This window comes from Telluria sp. AIW5, assembly GCF_056680575.1.
In genome coordinates this window covers 1,418,544-1,441,227 of sequence record NZ_CM155289.1, presented here as the reverse complement: position 1 = coordinate 1,441,227, position 22,684 = coordinate 1,418,544, and the positions used below count along the sequence as shown (strand labels likewise).

Sequence of the window (22,684 nt, the reverse complement as noted above, 5' to 3'; positions counted from 1 at the left end):
TCATACTTCGCGCAATCGTTGGATGGCTTGCCGGTAGCGGCGCCCGATCGCTTCCTGCGCCATGTGGCGCCCGCCCTGCACGACCCAGCGTCCGCCGGCCAGCACGTCGCGCACCAGGTTGTCGTTACCGCAGAATACCAGACGGCCCAGCACGTCGGCGTCGATCGCGCCGTCCAGGTTCGGATGGGCGCAGTCGAGCACCAGCAGGTCGGCGCGCCGGCCCTGCACCAGCGCCCCGACCTGGCGCCCGGCCGCCTGGGCGCCGCCGGAGAGTGCATCCTGCCACAGGTTGAGCGCCACGTCGCGCCGCGCTGGCGTGGCCGCGACGTTGCGGCGCTGGTGAACGAGGCGCTGGCCGTATTCGAGCCAGCGCAGTTCTTCGACCGGACTCTGCGAGACATGGCTGTCGCTGCCGATGCCCCAGCGTCCGCCGGCGGCCAGGTAGTCGCCAAGGGGGAACAGGCCGTCGCCCAGGTTGGCCTCGGTCGTCGGGCAGAGGCCGGCCACCGCGCCGCTTCGTGCCAGGTAGCCCAGTTCCGTGTCGTTCAGGTGGGTCGCATGCACCAGGCACCAGCGCGCGTCGATGGCGAGCTGGTCGAACAGGTAGTCGACCGGGCGGCGCCCGCTGAAGTCCAGGCTTTGCTGCACTTCCGCCTGCTGCTCGGCGATGTGGATGTGCAGCGGGCGTGCCACAGGCAGCATGGCGGCCAGTTCCCGGATCTGGTCGATGCCTGCCGCGCGCAGCGAATGCGGGGCCGCGCCGACTTCCAGCTGGCCGCCGCGCAGCGGCTCCAGGGCCTCGACGATGCGCAGCACGGTATCGACGTCGGTCCTGAAGCGGCCTTGTCCAGGTTTCAGGGGCTGCTCGCCGAAACCGCTGTGGCTATATAAAACCGGTAGCAGCGTCAGCCCGATGCCGGCCTGCTGGCCGGCGGCAGCCACCCGTTCCGCCATCTCGGCCGGACGCGCATACAGGGCGCCGCCCGGGTCGCGCTGGATGTAATGGAATTCGCACACGGCCGTATAGCCATGGCGCAGGCATTCCGAAAACAGCTGGGCCGCGATCGCCTCGACCTGCTCCGGCGTGATGTTGGCGGCGAAGCGGTACATCAGGTCGCGCCAGGTCCAGAAGCTGTCCGGACCATCGCCCGCCTTTTCGGTCAGGCCGCCGAGCGCGCGCTGAAAAGCGTGCGAATGCAGGTTGACCATGCCCGGCACCACGTATTCGGCACGCGCCACGCCGATCGGCGGCCGCGCGCCCGGCTGCACCCGCGTCAGGTTGCCGCGCGCATCCCATTCGATCAGCACGTCGCCCTGCCAGCCCTCGGGCAGCAGCGCGTGGCGCGCGAACAGGGCGTTCATGCGCGCACCCAGTCGAGTGCCGCCCCCATCATGTCGGCCAGCAGCGGCTGGACCTCGGCCGCGACCTCGGGCCGGTAGGCGAAAGGCGGCGCTTCGTCCATGTACAGGCACTGGCACATCTCGAGCTGGATCGCATGGATACCCTCACGCGGCTGGCCGTAGAAACGGGTGATGTGGCCGCCCTTGAAACGGCCGTTGACGGCGATGCTGAAGCGGTCCTGGGCGCGCGCGACATCGATGACCGCATTCTCCAGGCCCGGATCGCAGGACTTGCCCTCGGCGGTGCCGAAATTCAGGTCGGGCAAACGACCCTCGAAAAAGCGCGGCACCCGGGAGGCGATCGAATGCGCGTCCCACAGCACCACGCGTCCGTGCAGCGCCAGCAGGCGCGCCAGTTCCGCGCGCAGCTGGTGATGGTAGGGCTGCCAGTAGCGTTCCAGGCGGCGCGCCACCTCGGCCTGGTCGGGTATGCGCCCCTCCTGGTACAGGCTTTCGCGGCCGAAGGTGTCGAGCGGGCAGAGGCCGGTCGTGTCCAGGCCCGGATACAAATTCGTATTCTCGGGCGGGCGATTCAGGTCGATGACATAGCGCGACCAGCGCGCAGCCAGCGTCGAGATGCCGAGGCGGTCGGCACTTTCGTAGAGTTCGGCCAGGTGCCAGTCGGTGTCTGCTTTCGCCAGCGCGCAGGGCGCCAGGTGCGCGGCCACCTCGTCGGGAAGGTCGGTGCCCACGTGGGGCATCGACAGCAGCATCGGTGCATCGCCTGCCTTGAACCGGAAATCCATTACGGCTCCTGTGCTGAGTAAAAACTGAGTTAAGGGTGCAGTACCGCGAACAGTTCCTTGCATGATGCGGACAGCTCGCCCGCGATCACCATCTGGCGCGCCGCTTCGATATCGGGCGCGAAGAAGCGGTCGGCGTCGAAGGGCGCCACGCGCTTGCGCAGTTGCGCATGCACGTGTTCCAGGTGTTCCGAACTCGCCAGGGGCCGATGGAACTCGATCCCCTGCCCCGCCGCCAGCAGCTCGATCCCGACAATAACCGCCGTATTGTGCGCCATCTGGTCGAGACGGCGCGCCGCGAAGGTCGCCATGCTGACGTGGTCTTCCTGGTTGGCCGAGGTTGGCAGGCTGTCGACGCTGGCCGGATGGGCCAGCGATTTATTCTCCGAGGCCAGCGCGGCGGCCGTCACGTGGGCGATCATGAAGCCCGAATTCAGGCCCGGCTCGCGCACCAGGAAGGCGGGCAGCCCGGACAGGTTCGCGTCGATCAGCAGCGCGATGCGGCGTTCGGCCAGCGCGCCGATTTCGGCAATCGCGAGGGCCAGCGTGTCGGCCGCAAAGGCGACCGGCTCGGCGTGGAAGTTACCGCCCGAGACAATCGCGCCGTCGTCAGGGAAGAGCAAAGGATTGTCGGTGACGGCATTCGCTTCGATGAGCAAGGTGCGGCTGGCATTGGCGACCAGGTCCATCACCGCGCCCATCACCTGCGGCTGGCAGCGCAGGCTGTACGGATCCTGCACCCGTTCGTCGCCAACCAGGTGCGAAGCGCGGATCGCGCTGCCCGCCACCAGTTCGCGGTAGATGGCGGCGGCGGCGATCTGCCCCGGCTGGCCGCGCACCGCGTGGATGCGCGCGTCGAAGGGCGCATCGCTACCGCGCGCGGCGTCGACCGACAATGCGCCGGTGACCATGGCCGCTTCCACCAGGCGCTCGGCCCTGAAGAGGCCGTGTAAAGCAAGTGCCGTCGATACCTGGGTGCCGTTGATCAGGGCCAGGCCTTCTTTCGCGGCCAGCGTGACCGGCTTGACACCGGCCGCGGCCAGCGCTTCGCTGGCCTCCATGACCTGGCCCTTGTAACGCACCGGACCGACGCCGAGCATCGCCAGCGTCATGTGCGCCAGCGGCGCCAGGTCGCCCGAGGCGCCGACCGAGCCTTGCGCCGGGATGGCCGGCATCACGCCGGCGTTGTACAGCGCGATCAGGGTGTCGATGATCAGCGGGCGCACGCCCGAATAGCCGCGCGCCAGGCTGCCGATTTTCGTCAGCAGGATCAGCCGCACGACCGCGTCCGACAGCAATTCTCCGGTGCCGACCGCGTGCGACAGGATCAGGTTGCGCTGCAGCTGCTCGAGCTGCTCGTTCGGGATATGGGCCTTGGCCAGGATGCCGAAACCGGTGTTGATGCCGTAGGCCGGGTCGCCCTTGTCGACGATGGTTTTCACCAGCGCGGCGGAGGCAGCGATCGGCGCCGCGGCGTCAGGCGACAGGGCGATCGGGAAGTGCGCGGCCCAGGCCGCGCGCAGGTCGGACAGGGTCATGGCGCCGGGGTTCAGGATCCAGCCGTGGTGTGATTCGTCATTCATTTTGTACTGCCTTTATTACTTGATCATGGGGAGATTCAGGCCGGTGCGCTTGGCACAGGCGATGGCGGATTCGTAGCCGGCGTCGGCGTGGCGCATCACGCCCGAGCCGCTGTCGTTGACCAGCACGCGCGCCAGGCGTTTCGCGGCTGCGTCCGTGCCGTCGGCCACGATGACGACGCCGGAATGCTGGGAGTAGCCCATGCCGACGCCGCCGCCATGGTGCAAGGACACCCAGGTCGCGCCGCCGGCGGTATTCAGTAATGCGTTCAGCAGCGGCCAGTCGGAGACGGCGTCGGTACCGTCGCGCATGCTCTCGGTCTCGCGGTTCGGGCTGGCGACGGAACCCGTGTCGAGGTGGTCGCGCCCGATCACGATCGGGGCTTTCAGTTCGCCGGTTCTCACCATCTCGTTAAAGGCGAGGCCGGCGATGTGGCGTTCGCCGAGTCCCAGCCAGCAGATGCGCGCCGGCAGGCCCTGGAAGGCGATGCGTTCGCGCGCCATGTCGAGCCAGCGGTGCACCTGCGCATGCTGCGGGAACAGCTCCTTGATCCTGGCATCCGTTTTATAGATGTCTTCCGGGTCGCCCGACAGCGCCACCCAGCGGAACGGCCCGCGCCCTTCGCAGAACTGCGGGCGGATATAGGCCGGCACGAAACCGGGGAAATCGAAGGCATTCGTGACGCCCTCGTCCAGTGCCACTTGCCGGATGTTGTTGCCGTAGTCGACCGCGTGCGAACCCAGCGCCTTGAAGTCGAGGATGGCTTGCACGTGCACCGCGCAGGAGGCAGAAGCAGCCGCTTTCAGGCGCGCGTGCTGCGCCGGATCGGCTTGCGCCGCTTTCCATTCTTCGACCGTCCAGCCTTGCGGCAGGTAACCGTGGATCAGGTCGTGGGCCGAGGTCTGGTCGGTCACCATGTCCGGCACCAGGCCGCCGGCGCGGGCGCGGCGCACCAGCTCCGGCAGCAGGTCGGCGGCGTTGCCGAGCAGGCCGATCGAGACCGCCTCGCGCTTGCCCGTGTGCTCCTTGACCAGGGCGAGCGCCTCGTCGATGTCCTTCGCCTGCTTGTCGAGGTAGCGCGTGCGCAGGCGGAAATCGATGCTGCTTTGCTGGCATTCGATCGTCAGCGAGACGGCGCCGGCGAAGGTGGCGGCCAGCGGTTGCGCGCCGCCCATGCCGCCCAGGCCCGCGGTCAGGATCCAGCGTCCGCCCCAGTCGCCCTCGAAGTGCTGGCGGCCGGCTTCGGCGAAGGTTTCGTAGGTGCCCTGCACGATGCCCTGGGTGCCGATATAGATCCAGCTGCCGGCCGTCATCTGGCCGTACATGAACAGGCCCTTGCGGTCGAGCTCGTTGAAATGCTCCCAGTTCGCCCACTTCGGCACCAGGTTCGAGTTCGCCAGCAGCACGCGCGGGGCGTTTTCGTGGGTCTGGAACACGCCAACGGGTTTGCCGGACTGGATCAACAGGGTCTGGTCGTCCTCCAGGGTGCGCAGCGAGGCCAGGATCTGGTCGTAGCACTCCCAGTTGCGCGCGGCGCGGCCGATGCCGCCATACACGACCAGGCGCTGCGGGTCTTCGGCCACCTCGGCGTCGAGATTGTTCTGCAGCATGCGGTAGGCGGCTTCGGTCAGCCAGCTCTTGCAGCTCAGTTCAGTGCCGCGCGGGGCGCGGATGGTGCGCGTCGGATCGAAGCGCGGATCGACATCGACTGGGGACGATTCTTGGGTCATGGCAGCTCCTGGTGTGGGAAGGGGCGAACGCTGACCGCCCGCCTTGGCATGCTCGGAGTCTAAGTTGTCTATACAAGCTCGTCAATCCATATTATCAACTGGCTGATCGCTGACGTGTCGGGCTGTGGTGCCGGGTAACACTGCTCATCGTTCCGCGTGGGCACAGGGTGCCCCCTGCGGTTCTCCCACTCCTACTGTTTCTGATACACCGCCTTGCCGCCAACCCAGGTCTGCAACACACCTGTCTTGTAAATGTCGTAGGTCGACACCTTGAACAAGTCCTGGTCGACCACAATAAAATCGGCCCATTTTCCGGGCTCCAGCGAGCCTAAGCTGTTTTCGGCGTGGCCCGCATAGGCTGCGTCAAGCGTGAAGCAGCGGAAGGCTTCCTTGAGCGACATCGCCTGGTTCGGATACCAGCCGGCAATTGGCTGGCCCGCCGCGTCCTGGCGCGTGACGGCCGCATGGATGCCGAAGAAGGGGTTCGGCGACTCGACCGGGAAGTCCGAACCGCAGGCGATGCGCGAGCCCTGTTGCAGGAAAGTGCGCCAGGCGTAGGCGCCTTTGATGCGCTCGGGACCGATGCGGCTTTCCGCCATGTTTTTATCCGAGGTGGCGTGGGTCGGCTGCATCGACGGGATGATGCCGAGCGTCTTGAAGCGTTTGATGTCGTCCTGGGTCACGACCTGGGCGTGCTCGATGCGGTGGCGTTGGGCCGCGCTTTTTGTTGCCGCCACTTCCTTCTGGTAGATGTCGAGGATTTGATGGTTGCCGGCGTCGCCGATCGCGTGCACGTTGACCTGGTAGCCGCGCGCCATCGCCTTCTTCATCATCGCGTCCATCTCGGCGGTCGTATGGAACAGCAGGCCGTGGGAATGCGGCTCGTCGCTGTAGGGCTTGATCAGCGCCGCGCCGCGGCTGCCGAGCGCCCCGTCCGAATACAATTTGACGGCACGCAGCGCATACATGTCCTTGCCGTAGGTGTTAAGGGGGCCATTCCTGGCCAGCACGTCGAAGTCGCCCTGGGTGCCGCCGATCATGCCGTAGATGCGCGCCGTCAGTTTCCCCTGGTCGGCATAAGCGCGGTACAGGCGGTCTTCCGCCACGCCGAGACCCGCATCGTGGGCGCCGGTCAGGCCGACTTTCGCCATCGCAGCGAGTGCGCGATCGAGCGCCATGCGCCCCTCGGCTTCGGTTTGCGCCGGCACGACCTTCGCCACCAGTTCCTTGGCCGCGTCGACCAGCACGCCGGTCGCGTGGCCAGCAGCGTCGCGCATGATCTTGCCGCCCGCCGGGTCGGGGGTCTTGTCGGTGATGCCGGCCGCCTCGAGCGCGCGGCTGTTGGCCCAGCCCGCGTGGCCGTCGACGCGCTCGAACCAGACCGGACGGTCGCTGACGACGGCATCGACGTCAAGCGCCGTCGGGAAACGGCCCAGCTTCCAGTTTTCCTGGTTCCAGCCGCGTCCGCGCAGCCAGCCCGAGCCTGGATTGGCGCGTGCGTAATCGCCGATCGCTTTCAAGGCATCCGGCAACGAGCTCGTCTGCGACAGGTCGAGCTGGGTCAGCATCTGGCCCAGGCCAAATACGTGGCCGTGGGCGTCGATCAGGCCTGGCAGCACGGTCTTGCCTCCCATATCGACCTGGCGCGCACCCGGCGCCTTCGCCGCTACCTCGGCGGCGCTACCGACAGCGACGATCTTGCCCTGGTCGTCAAAGGCGAGCGCGGAAAACTGGACCAGGTCCCCCTTGGCATTGAGCGTGTATCCGTTGGCGTTGACGATGGCCGTGTCGGCCTGCGCGCCGCTGCTTGCAAAGGCGGCCAGGGCGGCAAGGACGAACGCGGAACACTGCTTGAGGCTGGGCTGCATGGGCTCTCCGTTTTACGTTGATGCGTTTATGAAATGCAAAACATGAGTGTAGCGAAGTCCTTCCCCCTTGGACACTGACGCCGGCCCCGCGCACCTGTTTTTTCGTTATGATTTCAGCCGAGCAATAGCCGATCAACCAAATAGGGAAATCCTCGTGAAACGAATCGCCGTCCTGCTGTCCTGCCTCGCCGCCTTACCCGCTTTTGCCTACCCAGCCGAATGGGAAGGCGCGCAGGACCCGTTCCAGCTCTACGGCAACACCTACTACGTCGGCACCGCGGGCCTGAGCTCGGTACTGATCACCTCGCCTGCCGGGCACATCCTGATCGATGGCGCCACCCCGAAAGCGGGCGTGCAGATCGCCGCCCACATCCGCCAGCTCGGCTTCAGGCTGGAAGACATCCGCTACATCCTCACCTCGCACGAGCATTTCGACCATGTGGGCGGCGTTGCCGAACTGCAGCGCCTGAGCGGCGCCACGGTGCTCACCAGCCCGGCCGCGAAATTGGTGCTGGAATCGGGCAAGACGGACAAGGGCGACCCGCAGTTCGGCAACGACATGCCCGACATGACGCCTGTCGCTCCGGTACGCACCGTGCGCGACGGCGACACCGTCGACCTCGGGCCGCTGTCGATCAAGGCCAATTACACGCCCGGTCACACGAAGGGCGGCATCAGCTGGACGTGGCAGGCGGTTGAAAACGGCCGGACGATGAACATGGTGTATGCGGACAGCCTGAACGCGATCGCCGGACCGGGCTTCCGCTACAGCGCCAATACGGTCTATCCGAACGCGAAGGCCGACATCGAACGCTCGATCGCGCGCGTGGCCGCCCTGCCCTGCGATATTTTGGTGACGGCGCACCCGGATTCCAGCGATTTGCTGGAGCGGCAGGCGAAGCAGAAGCAGCTCGGCAATGCCGCCTTTGTCAACCCCGGGGCCTGCGTCAGCTATGCCGATACCGGGCGCCAAAGGCTGGCGCAGACGCTGGCGAAGGAGGCAGCGAAACGCTAACTTTGGCCCGTAGGGTGGGCGCCCCGTGCCCACCGAACGCATGCGCCGCGTTGGCGTGCTTGCGGATGAAAGAATGGACCGTCTGTTCATCGTTCCGAGTGGGCACGGGGCGCCCACCCTACGGGTTTGCCTGACCTGTGCGGTCATTCCGATGGGGCATCCTTCTCGCGCGCGATCAACTCTGCTTTTCTCTCGATCCCCCACCGGTACCCGGACAAACCGCCATCGTTGCGCACCACCCGGTGACAGGGAATCGCCACCGCCACCGGATTCGCCGCGCAGGCCCCCGCCACCGCGCGCACGGCGGATGGGGAACCGATGCGCTGCGCCAGCTCGGTATAACTCACCGTCTCCCCTGCCGGAATCGCACGCAGCGCCGCCCACACCCGCTGCTGGAAAGCGGTGCCGCGCACATCGAGCGGCAAGTCGAGGCCGATGCGCGGCGCTTCGACGAAACCGACCACCTGCGCCACGGTGCGCTCGAAGGCGGCGTCGGCGCCGATCAGCTGCGCCTTTGGAAAGCGGTCCTGCAGGTCGCGCACCAGCAGTTCGGGATCGTCGCCCATCAGGACCGCACACAGCCCGCGTCCGGTGGCCGCAACCAGGATCGCACCGAGCGAACAGGCCGCCACCGCAAAGCGGATCTCCTCGCCCGCGCCGCCGGCCTTGAAGCGTGCGGGCGCCATGCCGAGCATCGCCTCGCTGCCGGCATAAAAACGCGAGCTCGAATTGAAGCCGGCCGCATACACCGCATCGGTGACGCTTGCGCCCTCGACCAATGCATCGCGCACCCGCGCGGCCCGCCGCGCCGCCGCATACGCTTTCGGCGTCACGCCGGCATGCGTTTTAAACACGCGCTGGAAGTGGAAACGGCTCATGCCGACCGCGCGCGCCACGGCGTCCAGGTCCGGCGCGTCCCCGAGTGCATCGTAGTGTGCGTCAATGAGGCGGCAGGCGTCGGCGACAAACCGCGCCTGGCGTTCGGACAAGGGCGGCTGGTCCGGCTTGCAGCGCAGGCAGGGGCGAAAACCGGCGGCTTCGGCTGCCGCGCAACTGGCGTGGAAAGCGACGTTGGCGCGCAGCGCGGGACGGGCACCGCAGGAGGGCCGGCAGTAGACGCCGGTGCTGCGTACCGAGTAATAGAAGACGCCGTCGGCGCCGCGGTCGCGCTGTTGCACGGCGGTCCAGCGTGCATCGATGCTGGCATAGGCACTGGTGCAAGATTCAGCGATGGTCTCGATCTTCATGGCGCTTGTCCTGTGAGGGTGAATGGCGTCATCCTGCCAGCATGGGGGCCGGTATGCACCTCGCCCCTTGCTTTCGAATTCGCGGTGCTAGAATCCGGACCTAGAGCAGTCATCATTATCGCCTTTTCGGAGAGCAGTTTGGACGAATCCAGCGCGCAAGCGAGCACCCCCATCTTCCAGCGCATCAAGGACTACCTGGTCGGCGAAATCGCCACCGGGCGCTGGAAGGAAGGCGAGCTGGTGCCCTCCGAGCAGGCGCTGGTGCGCCAGTTCGGCGTCTCGCGCATGACCGTCAACCGCGCCGTGCGCGAACTCACCGCCGAGCAGGTGCTGACGCGCCGCCAGGGTTCGGGCACCTATGTCGCGCCGAGAAAATACCAGGCGACGCTGGTCGAGATCCGCAACATCGCCGACGAAGTGCGCGCGCGCGGCCACCGCCACGCGAGCCGCCCGCACCTGCTCGAAGAAGCGCCTGCGACCGAGGCGCTGGCGCTGCAGTTCGAGCTGGCGCCGGGCGCGCCGCTATTTCACTCGCTGATCGTCCACTTCGAAAACGAGGTGCCGATCCAGCTCGAGGACCGCTGGGTCAATCCGGCCTGCGCCCCCGCTTACCTGGAACAGGATTTTTCCAGCATCACGCCGAACGAACACTTGATGGTGGCCGCGCCCCTGCAAGGCGCCACCTACAGCCTCGAGGCCTCGGGCGCGCCGCGCGATGTGACGGACCTGCTCGGCATCGACGCGCGCTCGCCTTGCCTGGTGCTGAAACGCAGGACCACCTCGGGGGGCCGCGTGGCGTCGGTGGTCACGATGTGGCACCCGGGCCACCTGATTCAGTACACGGGCAGCGTCGGCTGACAGGGAACGGCGTCCCTCTGGCAAGAATATTTTGAACGGCATGTTCCACAAGCGCGCGTTCTCGCACATAATCGCTGCCAGTCAACAATTCGCCGGAACCAACTGTATGACCAACCTCGCCTTGTCGGGCGCAGGCCAGCCGCCGCGCGTGCTGGTGCTCGACGACGACAGCTTCATGCTCGAGATGCTCAAGGATATGCTGCACACCATCGGCGTGCGCGAAGTCCATACCGAAGCCACCACGCGCCACGCCCTGTCCACGCTCGCCGAGCAAGGCCCGGATTTGCTCATTTGCGACCTGGCCTTGCCCGACATGGACGGCATCGAATTCCTGCAGGCGGCGGCCGAACGGGGATTTCGCGGCAAGGTGATCCTGCTGTCGGGCATGGATTCAGGCGTGCGCGACGCGGCCGGCGAACTGGCGCGCGTGCTCGGATTAAGCGTGGCAGGTATCTTCCGCAAGCCCATCAGCCTGGACCAGTTGCGCTCGGCCGTAGTGTGCTGATGCGCTGTTAGGATTTTGTACAAACGCCCGAACACTTTTTGGGAAAATAAGGTATTATTCGGCCTAAATCCCCCGCCTGACGTCCTCCAGACGCCCTTCCCATTGAGTTCGCGCACTTTGCCTCCACCATTGTGTTGCAGCTGATTTATCAACAAGCGGAAGCCGGACGCGCTACCAAAACACCGGAACCGTCTCCAGGCGTACATTGATCCTTACCTCTCTTTGAGGAAAACATGAGCGAAAACATTAAACACATCAGCGATGCTTCTTTCGAAACCGACGTGCTCAAGTCCGAGCATCCGGTACTGGTCGACTTCTGGGCCGAGTGGTGCGGTCCATGCAAGATGATCGCCCCGATCCTCGAAGAAGTCGCCAAGGAATACAACGGCAAGATCACGATCGCGAAGATGGACGTCGACGCCAACCAGGCTGTTCCAGCCCAGTTCGGCATCCGTGGCATCCCGACCCTGATCCTGTTCAAGAACGGTGAAGTCGCTGCGCAAAAAGTCGGCGCATTGGCCAAGGGCCAGCTGACCGCCTTCATCGACAGCAATATCTAAGATCGCATAGCGGCGGCAGCGCGCCCGCGCAGCCGCCATTGTCCGGGCGGGAATCCGGTCGGCTCCGGCCGCTTCCCGACTTGACGCAGTTTAACGAACCCACGTCGTTCCCTCCCCTACCTTTACCTTCCCGTCACGGGACACCCACACAACATGCACTTATCTGAACTGAAGGCAATGCACGTCTCCGCGCTGCTGGAGATGGCCATCGGCCTCGACATCGACAACGCAGCCCGCCTGCGCAAGCAGGAACTGATGTTCGCGATCCTGAAGAAGCGCGCCAAGTCCGGCGAGCAGATCTTCGGCGACGGCGCGCTCGAGGTCCTGCCGGACGGCTTCGGCTTCCTGCGCTCGCCCGATGCGAGCTACATGGCCTCGACCGACGACATCTACATCTCGCCGTCGCAGATCCGCCGCTTCAACCTGCATACGGGTGACTCGATCGAAGGCGAAGTACGTACGCCGAAAGACGGCGAGCGTTACTTTGCCCTGGTAAAGGTGGACAAGGTCAACGGCGAATCGCCGGAAGCCTCGAAGCACCGCATCCTGTTTGAAAACCTGACGCCGCTGCACCCGAACGAGCCGCTGCGCCTCGAGCGCGACATGAACGGCGCCGAGAACATCACCGGCCGCATCGTCGACCTGATCTCGCCGATCGGCAAGGGCCAGCGCGGCCTGCTGGTCGCCTCGCCGAAGTCCGGCAAGTCGGTCATGCTGCAGCACATCGCCCACGCGATCACCTCGAACCACCCTGACTGCACCCTGATCGTCCTGCTGATCGACGAGCGTCCGGAAGAAGTGACCGAGATGCAGCGTTCGGTGCGCGGCGAAGTCGTCGCCTCCACCTTCGACGAGCCGGCCACCCGCCACGTGCAGGTCGCCGAGATGGTGCTGGAAAAGGCCAAGCGCCTGGTCGAAATGAAGAAGGACGTCGTGATCCTGCTCGATTCGATCACCCGTCTTGCACGCGCCTACAACACCGTGATCCCGGCGTCGGGCAAGGTGCTGACCGGTGGTGTCGACGCCAACGCGCTGCAGCGTCCGAAGCGTTTCTTCGGCGCCGCCCGTAACATCGAAGAAGGCGGCTCGCTGACCATCATCGCCACCGCGCTGATCGAAACCGGCTCGCGCATGGACGATGTCATCTACGAAGAATTCAAGGGCACCGGCAACATGGAAGTGCACCTCGAGCGCCGCCTGGCCGAGAAGCGCGTCTACCCGGCGATCAACCTGAACAAATCGGGCACCCGCCGCGAAGAACTGCTGATCAAGCCGGACCAGCTGCAAAAGATCTGGATCCTGCGCAAGCTGCTGTACTCGATGGACGAGATCGAAGCGATGGAGTTCATCCTCGACAAGATGCGTGCGACGAAGACGAATATCGAATTCTTCGACATGATGCGCCGCGGCGGTTGATTTAACCGTTCGTTAAAGCATCGAAAGAGGGCAGCTGCGGCTGCCCTTTTTTATTCCTGCAGCCGGTATGCATCGTTTACTCGTGGGCATGCCCACCCTACGTTACACAACGGTCGGTTGAACTGGCTACGGGCAGTGGTGCACCGTAGGGTGGGCATGCCCACGCGTAAAACGCCGCAACCCCTTATCCGTATTCCGGCCGCGGCCCCCGAATACCCCACGGTTGCCTTGCCGGCGCAACCGTTTTATAATCGCGGGTTCAGTAGTACCCACCCCTGGCAAGTGATCGGCAATCGGGTCAAGAAGCAAGACGACCGACGAAGTGCTGTTTGGCTACCAAACCTACCCAAGGCAGAACCATGAAAAACGAAATCCATCCAGATTACCGCGACGTTGTCTTCCACGACGTGTCGTGCGACTTCAAATTCGTCACCCGTTCGACCATCGCTACCCGCGAAAAGATCGAATTCGAAGGTAAAGAATACCCGCTGATCAAGATCGAGGTGTCGGCTGAATCGCACCCATTCTTCACCGGCAAGCACAAGATCGTCGACACCGCTGGCCGCGTCGAGAAGTTCCGCCAGAAGTTCGGCGCCGTCGGTTCGAAGACCGCCATCGCGAACGACCAGGGTTAATTCCCGGAAGCCTTTTGCGGGCTTCGCAAGAACCCCGCAGGGACCTCGAAAAAGAAGCCGCGAATCAAAAGCTGATTCGCGGCTTCTTTTTTTTCGCCGCTATACTAGCGCGACATTCATTCCAGCACCTGACTTATCGATGAAACCAGTCCGTCTCCCCGCCGCCGCCACGCTGGCCCTGCCGCGCTGGGCCTTGTTCGCACTCGGCCTGCTGTATATCCTGCCGGGGCTGATCGGCCGCGATCCGTGGAAGGACGACGCCGGCAGCTTCGGCATCATGTGGACGATGGCGCGCGGCGGCCTGCACGACTGGCTGTATCCGAACATCGCCGGCCTGGCCGCCACCGAGGATGGCCCGCTCGCCTTCTGGCTGGGCGCGATCTGCATCAAACTGTTCGGCTGGATGCTGGGCGACGTGCTGGCCGCGCGCGTGTCGAACATCGGCATGTTCGTCACCGGCGGCATGTCGCTCTGGTACACCGCCTTCCACCTCGGCCGCCGCCCCGAAGCGCAGCCGCTGCGCCTGGCCTTCGGCGGCCAGCCGGAACCGGACGCGTATGGCCGCACCCTGGCCGACACGACGGTGCTGGTCTACCTCGGCTCGCTCGGCCTGCTGGTCTACAGCCACGAAACCCTGGCCGTCACCCTGCAAGGCTCGCTGGTTGCCTATTTCCTGTACCGCGCGGTGCGCTATATCGAAACCGCCAGCCTGCGCAACGCGGCCCTGGTCGGCCTGTCGCTGGGCGCGCTGGCGCTCACGCGCGGTCCGCTGTCGCCGGCCGTGCTGCTGCTGGCGCTGCTGCTCTGCACGCGTCTGTTCCACATCCCGACCGGCGCCGCGCTGCGGCACATGGCACTGGCGGCCCTCGCCGCGCTGGCCCTGACCCTGGTCTGGGTCTTGCCGGCCACCCTGGTGCAGCCCTACGGCGAGTCGCCGGTGGCGGCCTGGTTCGGCTCGCACATGGGGCAATTCGACGTGCCGAGCTGGACCTCGGTGAAATCCTTCCTGCGCGCCGGCGTCTGGTTCTTCTGGCCGGCCTGGCCGTTTGCCGGCTGGGCGATCTGGGCCTGGCGGCGCCAGGAAAACATGCTGCACATCGTGCTGCCGCTGACCTTCCTGGGTGCGCTCACCGCCCTGTTCCTGTGCGACCCGAATCCGGAAAACGGCGACCTGCTCAAACTCCTGCCGCCGCTGGCCCTGATGGCCGCGTTCGGCCTGCCGACGATGAAACGTGGCGCCATCAATGCCATCGACTGGTTCTCGGTGATGGCGCTGACCACGCTGGCGGCCCTCATCTGGCTGTTCTGGATCGCCAAACTGACCGGCTGGCCGGCCCAGCTGTCGCACAACGCCCTGAAACTGGTGCCCGGCTTCACACCCGAATTCGGCATCATCGCCTTCACGGTGGCGGCCAGCGTCTCGATCGGCTGGATCTGGCTGGTGCGCTGGCGCGTGTCGCGCCAGAGAGCCGTACTGTGGCGCGCCGTCGTGCTCTCCTCGGGCGGCCTGATCCTGCTGTGGGTGCTGTTGATGACCCTGTTCCTCCCGGACCTGAACTACAGCAAGAGCTACGCCGGCGTGGCGCAGGCGCTCGCCGCCAAGCTGCCGCCGAGCGCGAACTGCATCGACACCAACGTCGGCGCCGCCCAGCGCGCCTCGTTCGCCTACTACGGGCGCCTGCCGTTCGTGGGCGTCGCCGGCGGCAAATGCGACTACGTGCTGCTGCAAGACCGCGTCAAGACGCGCGACGACCGCACGCTGTCGCGCACCTGGGGCACGCGCGGCGCCACGCTGCTATGGGAAGGCCGGCGCGCCTCCGACCGCGACGAGCGCTTCCGCCTGTACCGGCGCGCGCCCTGAGCCGCAGCGCTGCGCTCCTCAAGCCGCCCTTCCGGGCGGCTTTTTTTTGCCGAAACCGCTGCCGGCCGCGCCAGGGGCGCCGCGATGTGACAAGCGCCCCGGTCCGGTTATTTGAGTCACGTCAACTCCGGGGCGCAAGCGGGGCCGACAATGACAAAGGTCCCGCCGATCCCGATGTACCCGTTGAGGAGACAACATGAAAAGCGTAATGTTCTCGGAAATCGTCGGGGCACCACGCCGCGCCGGCCTGCGCGGCCTCTCTCCCCTCGCCGCCTACTGCCTGACGATGGCGATCGGCATGCCGCTGCTGGTGCTGGTCGTGCACCTGGCCGACCCCGGCGCCCCGCTCGCCTGCATCGTGCTACCGGTGCTGGCGGGGCTGGCCCTGCCGCTGTGCACGAGCGCCCCCGGCCGGCTCGATGTCAGCACCCGCTTCGACGCCCGCCACATGCGCAGCACGCTCGACGCCACGCTGGGGGAAATGGGGTTCACGCAAGTGTGCGCCGGACCCGACCGCGTCCGTTACGTCAAGCTGGGCGCCCGCGCCTTGCGCGCCCAATCGGTCAGCGTGCGCATCCGCCCGCACGTGCTCGAAGTCGTCGGCCCGATCCCGACCCTGCGCGCCCTGCAGGCCGCGCTGGCCGGACCGGTCGATGCCCCGCTGCCCGTCACGCGGCCCGCGTCTCTTTCGCACCGGGAAACTGTTGCCGGTGCAATGCAAATCAGCGATAATGCGGAGCGCGTTGCCGGGATGGCGGAATAGGTAGACGCACGGGACTCAAAATCCCGCGCCGCGAGGCGTACCGGTTCGATTCCGGTTCCCGGCACCAACAGACAATAGCACGACATATCACGCAGTATCAGAACCCGCTCTCTCCATAGGAGGTGCGGGTTTTTTGTTGTCTCACGTAGGGTTGCCTTATACCATCAAATCTCGACACTTTGATGGTACCTTTGTTGGGATCTCGAACTGTCAGAAATCGACATACCAACAACGAGGAAGACATGCCACTCACCGACACCTTCATTCGCAAGATCAAGCACAGCGGCGTCCGGCTGGCGACAAGCACACCGACGGGCAAGCTCTCCACTTGCTCGTGAAGGAAGCCGGCAAGTACTGGCGCCTGAATTATCGCTTCGGTGGCAAGCAGAAGACTCTTGCTCTTGGCGTGTACCCTGAAGTATCGCTTGCACAGGCGAGAACGCGTCGGGATGATGCCCGCAAACTCCTGGCCGAAGGAATCGACCCGAGCAAAGCAAAAGTCGACAAGCTTGCTAAGGCGAGTGCTGCCGCGAATACGTTCGAGTCTGTCGCACGCACTTGGCTCGTAAAGACGGCGGCAACGCGAGCGGATAGCACGCAAAAAAAGAACACGACTTGGCTTGAGAAGATCGTTTTCCCGTCGATCGGGAAAATGCCGATCTCTGAAATCGGTCCGCGGGACTGGGAAGTCTTCTGCAACGGCTGAAATCTACGTTCATATTGCCGTTCTCCCTCCGCCTAACTGTGTTAAAGGAACCGTTCGTCAAGGTAGTACTGAAACAGTCTCCAAGCTGTGCAGTTTCAGCTATGCGAACATCGACGGCATTTCCCAAAGTAAACTTCTGCCATGGCATACTTATCGAACTTGCGCACCTAGCGCTGTTTGGAACCTGTCATGACCGAAAAATTAGCAGAGTGCACGTCTCTTTCAAATGGCGCACGGTTTTATCGAGGCGATCTACACATTCATTCTTACGGCGGCTCCCACGACGTTAAGGATCAAGGGATGACGCCGCAGGTGATTGTTGCAACGGCAGTCGCAGAGCGCTTGGATCTCATTGCAATAGCTGATCACAACGAGATCCTGAATGTACGGGCGGCGATCGAAGCTGGAAAGTCGGCGGGAATACTCGTTATCCCAAGCGTCGAGTTATCTACGCCAGAAGGGCATTTACTATGCTATTTCCCATCGATTGAAGCCCTGGAACAATTCCATGGCCGTCTGGATTTGTCAGAGCGCGGCACCCAGACAAGTCGTTGCCGCACAAATATGAGTCGCTGCCTAGACCTGATCGCTGAGCAAGACGGATTCGGAATATTAGCCCACATCGACGGCGGAAATGGATTAGAGAGAAATCATCCTGGTGCATCGCCCCATAAGCTCGACATCCTCTGCCACCCCGCGTTGTTGGCCATTGAATTGAGCACTGCTCAGTCTTCTGTTTCTTACACTAGCGACGATCCCGAACAGATTCGTGTCGGGATTGGTAAGCAACGAATCGCAAAGTTAGGGCTGGGAGAACGGCAAAATCTCGCACGCATCCTGAACTCAGATTCGCATACGCTACAGGCATTAGGGCGAAACGCAAATCAAGACCGAAAGCTCACGCGCTACAAAATGACAGCACCATCATTCCTTAGCTTGCGCCATTCGCTGGAGGAGTGCGACTCTCGGGTCAGGCTTGAAGAGGAGGTCCCGGCCGCAACTCCATTTGTTCTCGGAGTAGCTTTTAGCGGCGGATTCCTGGATAAACAGGTAATTCATTTCAATCGCAATCTCAACTGCATTATCGGCGGCAGGGGAACTGGAAAGTCGACGACTTTTGAAGCTATTCGATGTCTCGTCGGTTCCGACGAAGAAGCCGATGTCGTCGATACTGAAGTATGGCCTAACCAACTAAGTCTTTTTTGGCAAGATGAAGCCGGCCAGGAGCATAGCTTGCTGAGATCGGCTGGGCAGAAGCTTGAGAATCTCGATGCTCCCGACGGTCCTCTCACGTTTGGTATCGATTGTTTTAGCCAAGGCGAGGCTGCACGGGTCCGTGAACAGGCAAAGTCAGATCCCCTTGCTCTCATGAGATATCTGGACACGTTCACTGGAGTAAACGATGCTCTAGCGAACGAAGCGAATATCTTGCAGTCGTTGAAGGAAAAGCACAGCGAAATTTTAAAAGCTGAGAGACAACTTGCTCAAATTCCGCAGACTCAGCGGTCGTTACATACGGTTCAACAGCAACTGGCGGCATTCAATGCGGCAAAAGGCGCCGAGATCATGCAGTTGCAGCGCAGTCTGGCCAACGAAAAGGGCCGGCGCGAGTCGTTGACGCAAAGCATTGCAGACATCAAATTGGAGATAAACAATTTTTCGTTTGTGTCCATGATTGACGACGCCCGTATTTTCGCTAGCGGGGAGGACATCACGACCGGCTCTACCGAAGCGAACGCCATTGTTGAGCTCGCTGATGCTTTTAAGGAAAAGGCTGAAGAGATCGAGCAACACCTAATCGAAGCATTCAATTCGTTTAGAAACGACGTAATACGTGAAATGGAAGCGTGGGCATTGAAGGAGCGTCCAGTTCGTGAAAGTATTGAGTCGCGACGAGGTACGCTCGAACAGCAAGGCGTTAAGCTGAACATGACCCACATCAGCAAGCTGACTACAGATGAGGCATCATACAAACAAACGTTGAGCACACTAAAGAATTGGGAGCCACACCATCGACGTCTTTGTGCAGAATATGCTGCCTTACTGTTGGAGCGATGGGCGGCGCGCACGCGAATAGCGACACTTCGACAGCACTATGCCACAAAAGCGACGAGAGCCCTTGGCGAGGTACTGACTGATTTAAGAGTCAAACTTCAGTACGTTCAGAGCGGTTTTTCCGAGCAGGCGGTTGCGATTGTAGCGGCAGCATTAGGCTGGAAAACGGTTAATCATGCCAAGGCCAAGCTGCTCATCGCCAGTCTTACTGTACCGGGTCTACTGGAAGCAGTGTCGAAAAAACGAGTTGCACTGCTTACGGGGATCCTTACCGAAAATGAAACTCCGCAATTCAGCAAATCAGAGGCCGAAGAAATCATTGAAAAATTGGCTGATCCCGCTGTAAAAGCTTCTCTCGAACAATGTCAGATCGACGACCTTCCCAAGCTCACTGTCTCACGTCACGCAGGGGGAGCTGACGGCTGCACGGTCTTAAAACGTGAGTTCCCACAACTTTCGCTCGGTCAGCAGCAGTCGGTGCTGCTCGCCCTCATTCTATCGTCAGACAGTCGTCAGCCATTAATCATCGACCAGCCAGAAGACAACCTCGATAGCGAGTTCATTTTTCATACATTTGTTCCCGTCCTTCGCAGAGCAAAGGAACGTCGCCAGGTCATCATTGTGACTCACAATGCGAATATTGCTGTGCTTGGAGACGCCGAGCAACTTATCGTTTTAAAGACAAGTCGCGACCGTAGCCAGATTGTGGCACGTGGTTCGATTGACGAAACGTCCGCTAAAGATGCGGCATGCAAAATTTTGGAGGGCGCCAGAGAAGCGTTTGCTCGGCGAGCGCGGATTTACTGCATTTGATAGCACAATGAATCTGCGCGTGCCGAGCAATTTCGTCAGCTGAACAGAGTTCTTGCAATTGATTGAATGCATCAGGCTGTCGCCCCATCCATCGGTTGAACAGATGAACGACCGTCTGTAGAAAGTGCGCTGCACGCGGCCGGTACTTCCATTGACCACGCCAGCGCAGATTTTACAGAGCGATGCTTTTTGCTTAGCGCGCCAGGGCTGGGCGTACCGGCGGCATCAGCCGGGTTTGAATGTGACCACCACCCACGGCGCCACTATATTCGTCCTCTGCCGCCAGTTTGAAAGTGCCGACGACGGCCAGCAATTCCTGTGCTTGCACCTGCATCGAATCCGCCGCAGCTGCGGCTTCTTCCACCAGCGCCGCATTCTGTTGCGTCACTTGGTCCATCTGGGCGATTGCCTGATTGACCTGAGCAATGCCGGCACTCTGCTCTTGCCCAGCAATGGTGATCTCGCTCATGATGTCGGTAACCCGTTTGACGCTCGCGACGACCTCGTTCATGGTTTCGCCCGCTGCGGTGACAAGTTTGCTGCCAAGGTCTACCTTGCCGACGGAGTCGCCGATCAGCTCCTTGATCTCCTTTGCAGCAGCAGCGCTGCGCTGCGCCAGATTGCGCACTTCGGACGCTACCACGGCGAATCCACGTCCCTGCTCGCCTGCACGAGCCGCCTCGACAGCTGCGTTCAAGGCCAGAATATTCGTCTGGAATGCGATCCCATCGATCACGCCGATGATGTCGACGATGCGTTTCGCCGATTCGTTGATCGAACCCATCGTGCCGACGACTTGGTCGACCACGTCGCCACCCTTGACGGCAACTTGTGATGCCTTCGTTGCCAGCTCGTTCGCCTGGCGCACGTTTTCCGTGTTCTGCTGGACGGTCGAAGTCAGCTCTTCCATCGATGCAGCGGTTTCCTCAAGCGAACTCGCCTGCTGTTCGGTACGCGCGGACAGGTCAAGGTTTCCGGCAGCAATCTCGCCAGATGCCGTCGTGATCGTGTCCGTACCGTCGCGGACCTTGGATACCAGCGCGGCCAGGCTGTGCTGCATCTTGCGCATTGCAAACATCAGGCTCGTGCTGTTGCGCTCGTCGTCCACGTCAATGCCGATCGTCAGGTCACCGGCCGCGATCGAAGAAGCAATGGCAGCAGCGTAATCAGGCTCGCCGCCAAGCTGGCGAGTGACATCGCGCGTCAGCCACCACGCGACACCGGCACCGATGACGATGGCGCACGCGGCCAGCACGAGGCTGAGCGTCAGCATGTTACGCGTCTGCTGGGTCAACGCATCCTTGGCGACGGCAACTGCCTCGTTCTTTTCCTTGATGAGCTTGAGCAGGTCAGCTCGGGCCTCACGCCACAGTGGCGTTTCTTCCTTAGTCAGGATCGCGATCGTCGATGCCTGGTCCTGCGTCGCGAGTTGTACGATTTGGTCTTGAACCACAGCACGCTTTTCCTGCAATGCCTGGATTTTCGACAAGGCCGCCGCCGTACCCGCGTCCGACCGCGCGAGCGCCTGCGCGGTCTTCAGTTCCTTGCCAAACGCCTCGCGTGCGCTTGCCAGGTTAGTGTAGCCCTGCTTATTGCCTGGCTCAAGAATGATGTTCCGCAGAGCCTGGCCCATCTGCAAACCTTGGGCATACAGATTGTTGTTCGCGGTCAGGAATGCCTGATCCTGCTCGATAAAGGTGTCGAACTGCGCTGCGGCACTGCGCATGCCCGAGATCCCCGTACCGACCGCGACCATAAATAAGATGAATACGACGGCCATGCAGAGGGCCATCTTGTTTCGCAACTTCATGCTTGCCTCGATAAATGTGATGAGAGGTCACCCTGATGAAGGCAGACCATGAATCAGAATTATGAGGCGAAACAAATGATTCCCTAAGGAAATTTTCGGGAAATGTATCACGGCCGGAGTTTGCCGACGTATATACGCAACGTAACAAATTTTGGAAGGACGAGCGCCGCCCCGCTCGTTGCAAAGAGTGCCTTAAAGCGTTGAGTATGAAGCAGGTCGCGGGCCGACCTTAGGTGGTTGTAACTCGCCGGCCCGCTCGGCAAGTACGTGGCGCTGGCCTTTTACATGAACTTCTCCAGACCCGGGGTCGTATTGCGCTGTTCAGGCAATCCTGTAATTCCCGGCAACTCGGAAAGGCGGGGCATGCCACTCTTGACGTGCACCTTTCCCTGCTTGTCGCGCCACACGATGCCAGGGGTTCCACCAATGCCGAACCCATCCATCACCTCCCCGTTCTTCTGGATGGCGCTTACGAGGGTTGGGTGAGACGTGACGCTGAGGCCCGCTGGCGCAGTCCAGGGCTTGCCATGGTTCTCTTCCATACTGCGGAAGGCGGCTAGTTTGTCTTTAGCCGCGAGGATTGAAACCGCTTTGGGCAGGCTGGTCGGCCCCAGCATCGCCACTGGTATCCAGCGCACCTGCAAGCCCGCAGCCTGATAGGGTTGAACTGCCTGCCACAGGTAATGGCAATAAGGGCAGTTTGCATCGACGAATGCATAGATGACGCTCTTCGCATTGCCGGTACTACCCTCAGCGACGTAGCTTGTCTTCTCGAGCTGCCCAAACGCGGCGGAGAGATCCGGCTGCGGCACTTGGGACGCCTCGTAGAGCTGAGAAAGGTTCTGGCCGCGTTCATCGATCAGTGCACCAGCAATCAATGTTTTACTGTCGGCTGTGGTGTAGACAATCGAATATTTTCCACCCTGCGATAAAACCCATCCTGTCAAACCCGACGCGGCGGGGAACTGCTTGACGACCTTGACACCTGCGTTGACGGCGCCGTTGAGCACTTTTGGTACCGCCTGCGCCGCGAGAGCGGCCGGCATGATAATTGCGGCCGCGAGTGTAAGTGCGATGCTGCTTTTTTTGATACTCATGCTTTCTCCAAATGGATCGA

At 62.6% G+C, this 22,684-nt stretch carries 18 protein-coding genes and 1 tRNA gene; 11 read left to right on the top strand and 8 right to left on the bottom strand.

Annotated elements, in window-relative coordinates:
* The 5 genes from AC1MEM_RS06375 to AC1MEM_RS06355 form a co-directional block, all read right to left on the bottom strand.
* Window positions 1-1,362 (bottom strand): formimidoylglutamate deiminase, encoded by a 1,362-nt coding sequence (locus AC1MEM_RS06375; protein ID WP_499476056.1) that lies wholly within the window; start codon window positions 1,360-1,362, stop codon window positions 1-3.
* Window positions 1,359-2,147, bottom strand: a complete 789-nt coding sequence (gene hutG / locus AC1MEM_RS06370) for an N-formylglutamate deformylase (protein ID WP_499476055.1) — start codon at window positions 2,145-2,147, stop codon at window positions 1,359-1,361. The genes AC1MEM_RS06375 and hutG overlap by 4 nt, the downstream gene beginning before the upstream one ends.
* A gap of 29 nt (window positions 2,148-2,176) precedes the next feature.
* A complete protein-coding gene (hutH, locus tag AC1MEM_RS06365; RefSeq protein ID WP_499476054.1) occupies window positions 2,177-3,727 on the bottom strand; it encodes a histidine ammonia-lyase in 1,551 nt (516 codons plus the stop codon).
* Between the two features lie 15 nt (window positions 3,728-3,742).
* Entirely contained in the window at window positions 3,743-5,455 is a 1,713-nt protein-coding gene (gene hutU / locus AC1MEM_RS06360) for a urocanate hydratase (RefSeq protein ID WP_499476052.1), read from the bottom strand.
* A gap of 191 nt (window positions 5,456-5,646) precedes the next feature.
* Complete coding sequence (locus AC1MEM_RS06355; RefSeq protein WP_499476051.1) at window positions 5,647-7,323, bottom strand: amidohydrolase; 1,677 nt, start codon at window positions 7,321-7,323, stop codon at window positions 5,647-5,649.
* Between the two features lie 154 nt (window positions 7,324-7,477).
* On the opposite strand from AC1MEM_RS06355, the gene bla reads away from it, so the two are divergent.
* Window positions 7,478-8,338 (top strand): subclass B3 metallo-beta-lactamase, encoded by an 861-nt coding sequence (bla, locus tag AC1MEM_RS06350; protein ID WP_499476049.1) that lies wholly within the window; start codon window positions 7,478-7,480, stop codon window positions 8,336-8,338.
* A 143-nt stretch (window positions 8,339-8,481) separates the two neighbouring features.
* Here the strand turns inward: bla and ada are convergent, their stop codons facing one another.
* A complete protein-coding gene (ada, locus tag AC1MEM_RS06345; protein WP_499476048.1) occupies window positions 8,482-9,585 on the bottom strand; it encodes a bifunctional DNA-binding transcriptional regulator/O6-methylguanine-DNA methyltransferase Ada in 1,104 nt (367 codons plus the stop codon).
* Between the two features lie 138 nt (window positions 9,586-9,723).
* On the opposite strand from ada, the gene hutC reads away from it, so the two are divergent.
* From hutC to AC1MEM_RS06295, 10 genes are all read left to right on the top strand, one after another.
* Window positions 9,724-10,443 (top strand): histidine utilization transcriptional repressor HutC, encoded by a 720-nt coding sequence (hutC, locus tag AC1MEM_RS06340; protein WP_499476047.1) that lies wholly within the window; start codon window positions 9,724-9,726, stop codon window positions 10,441-10,443.
* Window positions 10,444-10,549: 106 nt separating this feature from the next.
* Entirely contained in the window at window positions 10,550-10,948 is a 399-nt protein-coding gene (locus AC1MEM_RS06335; protein ID WP_499476045.1) for a response regulator, read from the top strand.
* Window positions 10,949-11,181: 233 nt separating this feature from the next.
* The gene (trxA, locus tag AC1MEM_RS06330) at window positions 11,182-11,508 is read left to right on the top strand and encodes a thioredoxin TrxA (RefSeq protein WP_499476044.1); all 327 of its coding nucleotides are present in this window, start codon (window positions 11,182-11,184) and stop codon (window positions 11,506-11,508) included.
* Between the two features lie 153 nt (window positions 11,509-11,661).
* A complete protein-coding gene (rho, locus tag AC1MEM_RS06325; protein WP_499476043.1) occupies window positions 11,662-12,924 on the top strand; it encodes a transcription termination factor Rho in 1,263 nt (420 codons plus the stop codon).
* 359 nt (window positions 12,925-13,283) lie between these two features.
* The gene (locus AC1MEM_RS06320) at window positions 13,284-13,559 is read left to right on the top strand and encodes a type B 50S ribosomal protein L31 (RefSeq protein WP_499476042.1); all 276 of its coding nucleotides are present in this window, start codon (window positions 13,284-13,286) and stop codon (window positions 13,557-13,559) included.
* 139 nt (window positions 13,560-13,698) lie between these two features.
* Window positions 13,699-15,420 (top strand): ArnT family glycosyltransferase, encoded by a 1,722-nt coding sequence (locus AC1MEM_RS06315; RefSeq protein WP_499476041.1) that lies wholly within the window; start codon window positions 13,699-13,701, stop codon window positions 15,418-15,420.
* Window positions 15,421-15,616: 196 nt separating this feature from the next.
* On the top strand, window positions 15,617-16,183 hold the full coding sequence (locus AC1MEM_RS06310) for a hypothetical protein (RefSeq protein ID WP_499476040.1): 567 nt from the start codon (window positions 15,617-15,619) through the stop codon (window positions 16,181-16,183).
* Window positions 16,166-16,250, top strand: a tRNA-Leu gene (locus tag AC1MEM_RS06305). Before AC1MEM_RS06310 ends, AC1MEM_RS06305 begins: the two co-directional genes overlap by 18 nt.
* A gap of 267 nt (window positions 16,251-16,517) precedes the next feature.
* A complete protein-coding gene (locus AC1MEM_RS06300) occupies window positions 16,518-16,889 on the top strand; it encodes a tyrosine-type recombinase/integrase (RefSeq protein WP_499477592.1) in 372 nt (123 codons plus the stop codon).
* A gap of 189 nt (window positions 16,890-17,078) precedes the next feature.
* Window positions 17,079-19,757, top strand: coding sequence for a TrlF family AAA-like ATPase (locus tag AC1MEM_RS06295; RefSeq protein WP_499476038.1), 2,679 nt, complete (start codon window positions 17,079-17,081; stop codon window positions 19,755-19,757).
* A gap of 193 nt (window positions 19,758-19,950) precedes the next feature.
* On the opposite strand, the gene AC1MEM_RS06290 is transcribed toward AC1MEM_RS06295, so the two are convergent.
* Together AC1MEM_RS06290 and dsbG are read right to left on the bottom strand one after the other, a co-directional pair.
* On the bottom strand, window positions 19,951-21,567 hold the full coding sequence (locus AC1MEM_RS06290) for a methyl-accepting chemotaxis protein (protein ID WP_499476037.1): 1,617 nt from the start codon (window positions 21,565-21,567) through the stop codon (window positions 19,951-19,953).
* A 281-nt stretch (window positions 21,568-21,848) separates the two neighbouring features.
* Window positions 21,849-22,664 (bottom strand): thiol:disulfide interchange protein DsbG, encoded by an 816-nt coding sequence (dsbG, locus tag AC1MEM_RS06285; protein WP_499476036.1) that lies wholly within the window; start codon window positions 22,662-22,664, stop codon window positions 21,849-21,851.
* Window positions 22,665-22,684 lie beyond the last annotated feature (20 nt).

Bases quoted from the DNA above. Each gene is read 5' to 3' on its own strand.
- AC1MEM_RS06320 (WP_499476042.1), top strand. From the start codon at position 13,284: ATGAAAAACGAAATCCATCCAGATTACCGCGACGTTGTCTTCCACGAC.
- AC1MEM_RS06290 (WP_499476037.1), bottom strand. From the start codon at position 21,567: ATGAAGTTGCGAAACAAGATGGCCCTCTGCATGGCCGTCGTATTCATC.
- AC1MEM_RS06355 (WP_499476051.1), bottom strand. From the start codon at position 7,323: ATGCAGCCCAGCCTCAAGCAGTGTTCCGCGTTCGTCCTTGCCGCCCTG.
- AC1MEM_RS06315 (WP_499476041.1), top strand. From the start codon at position 13,699: ATGAAACCAGTCCGTCTCCCCGCCGCCGCCACGCTGGCCCTGCCGCGC.
- hutU (WP_499476052.1), bottom strand. From the start codon at position 5,455: ATGACCCAAGAATCGTCCCCAGTCGATGTCGATCCGCGCTTCGATCCG.
- trxA (WP_499476044.1), top strand. From the start codon at position 11,182: ATGAGCGAAAACATTAAACACATCAGCGATGCTTCTTTCGAAACCGAC.
- hutG (WP_499476055.1), bottom strand. From the start codon at position 2,147: ATGGATTTCCGGTTCAAGGCAGGCGATGCACCGATGCTGCTGTCGATG.
- rho (WP_499476043.1), top strand. From the start codon at position 11,662: ATGCACTTATCTGAACTGAAGGCAATGCACGTCTCCGCGCTGCTGGAG.
- AC1MEM_RS06310 (WP_499476040.1), top strand. From the start codon at position 15,617: ATGAAAAGCGTAATGTTCTCGGAAATCGTCGGGGCACCACGCCGCGCC.
- AC1MEM_RS06335 (WP_499476045.1), top strand. From the start codon at position 10,550: ATGACCAACCTCGCCTTGTCGGGCGCAGGCCAGCCGCCGCGCGTGCTG.
- AC1MEM_RS06375 (WP_499476056.1), bottom strand. From the start codon at position 1,362: ATGAACGCCCTGTTCGCGCGCCACGCGCTGCTGCCCGAGGGCTGGCAG.
- dsbG (WP_499476036.1), bottom strand. From the start codon at position 22,664: ATGAGTATCAAAAAAAGCAGCATCGCACTTACACTCGCGGCCGCAATT.
- ada (WP_499476048.1), bottom strand. From the start codon at position 9,585: ATGAAGATCGAGACCATCGCTGAATCTTGCACCAGTGCCTATGCCAGC.
- hutH (WP_499476054.1), bottom strand. From the start codon at position 3,727: ATGAATGACGAATCACACCACGGCTGGATCCTGAACCCCGGCGCCATG.
- AC1MEM_RS06295 (WP_499476038.1), top strand. From the start codon at position 17,079: ATGACCGAAAAATTAGCAGAGTGCACGTCTCTTTCAAATGGCGCACGG.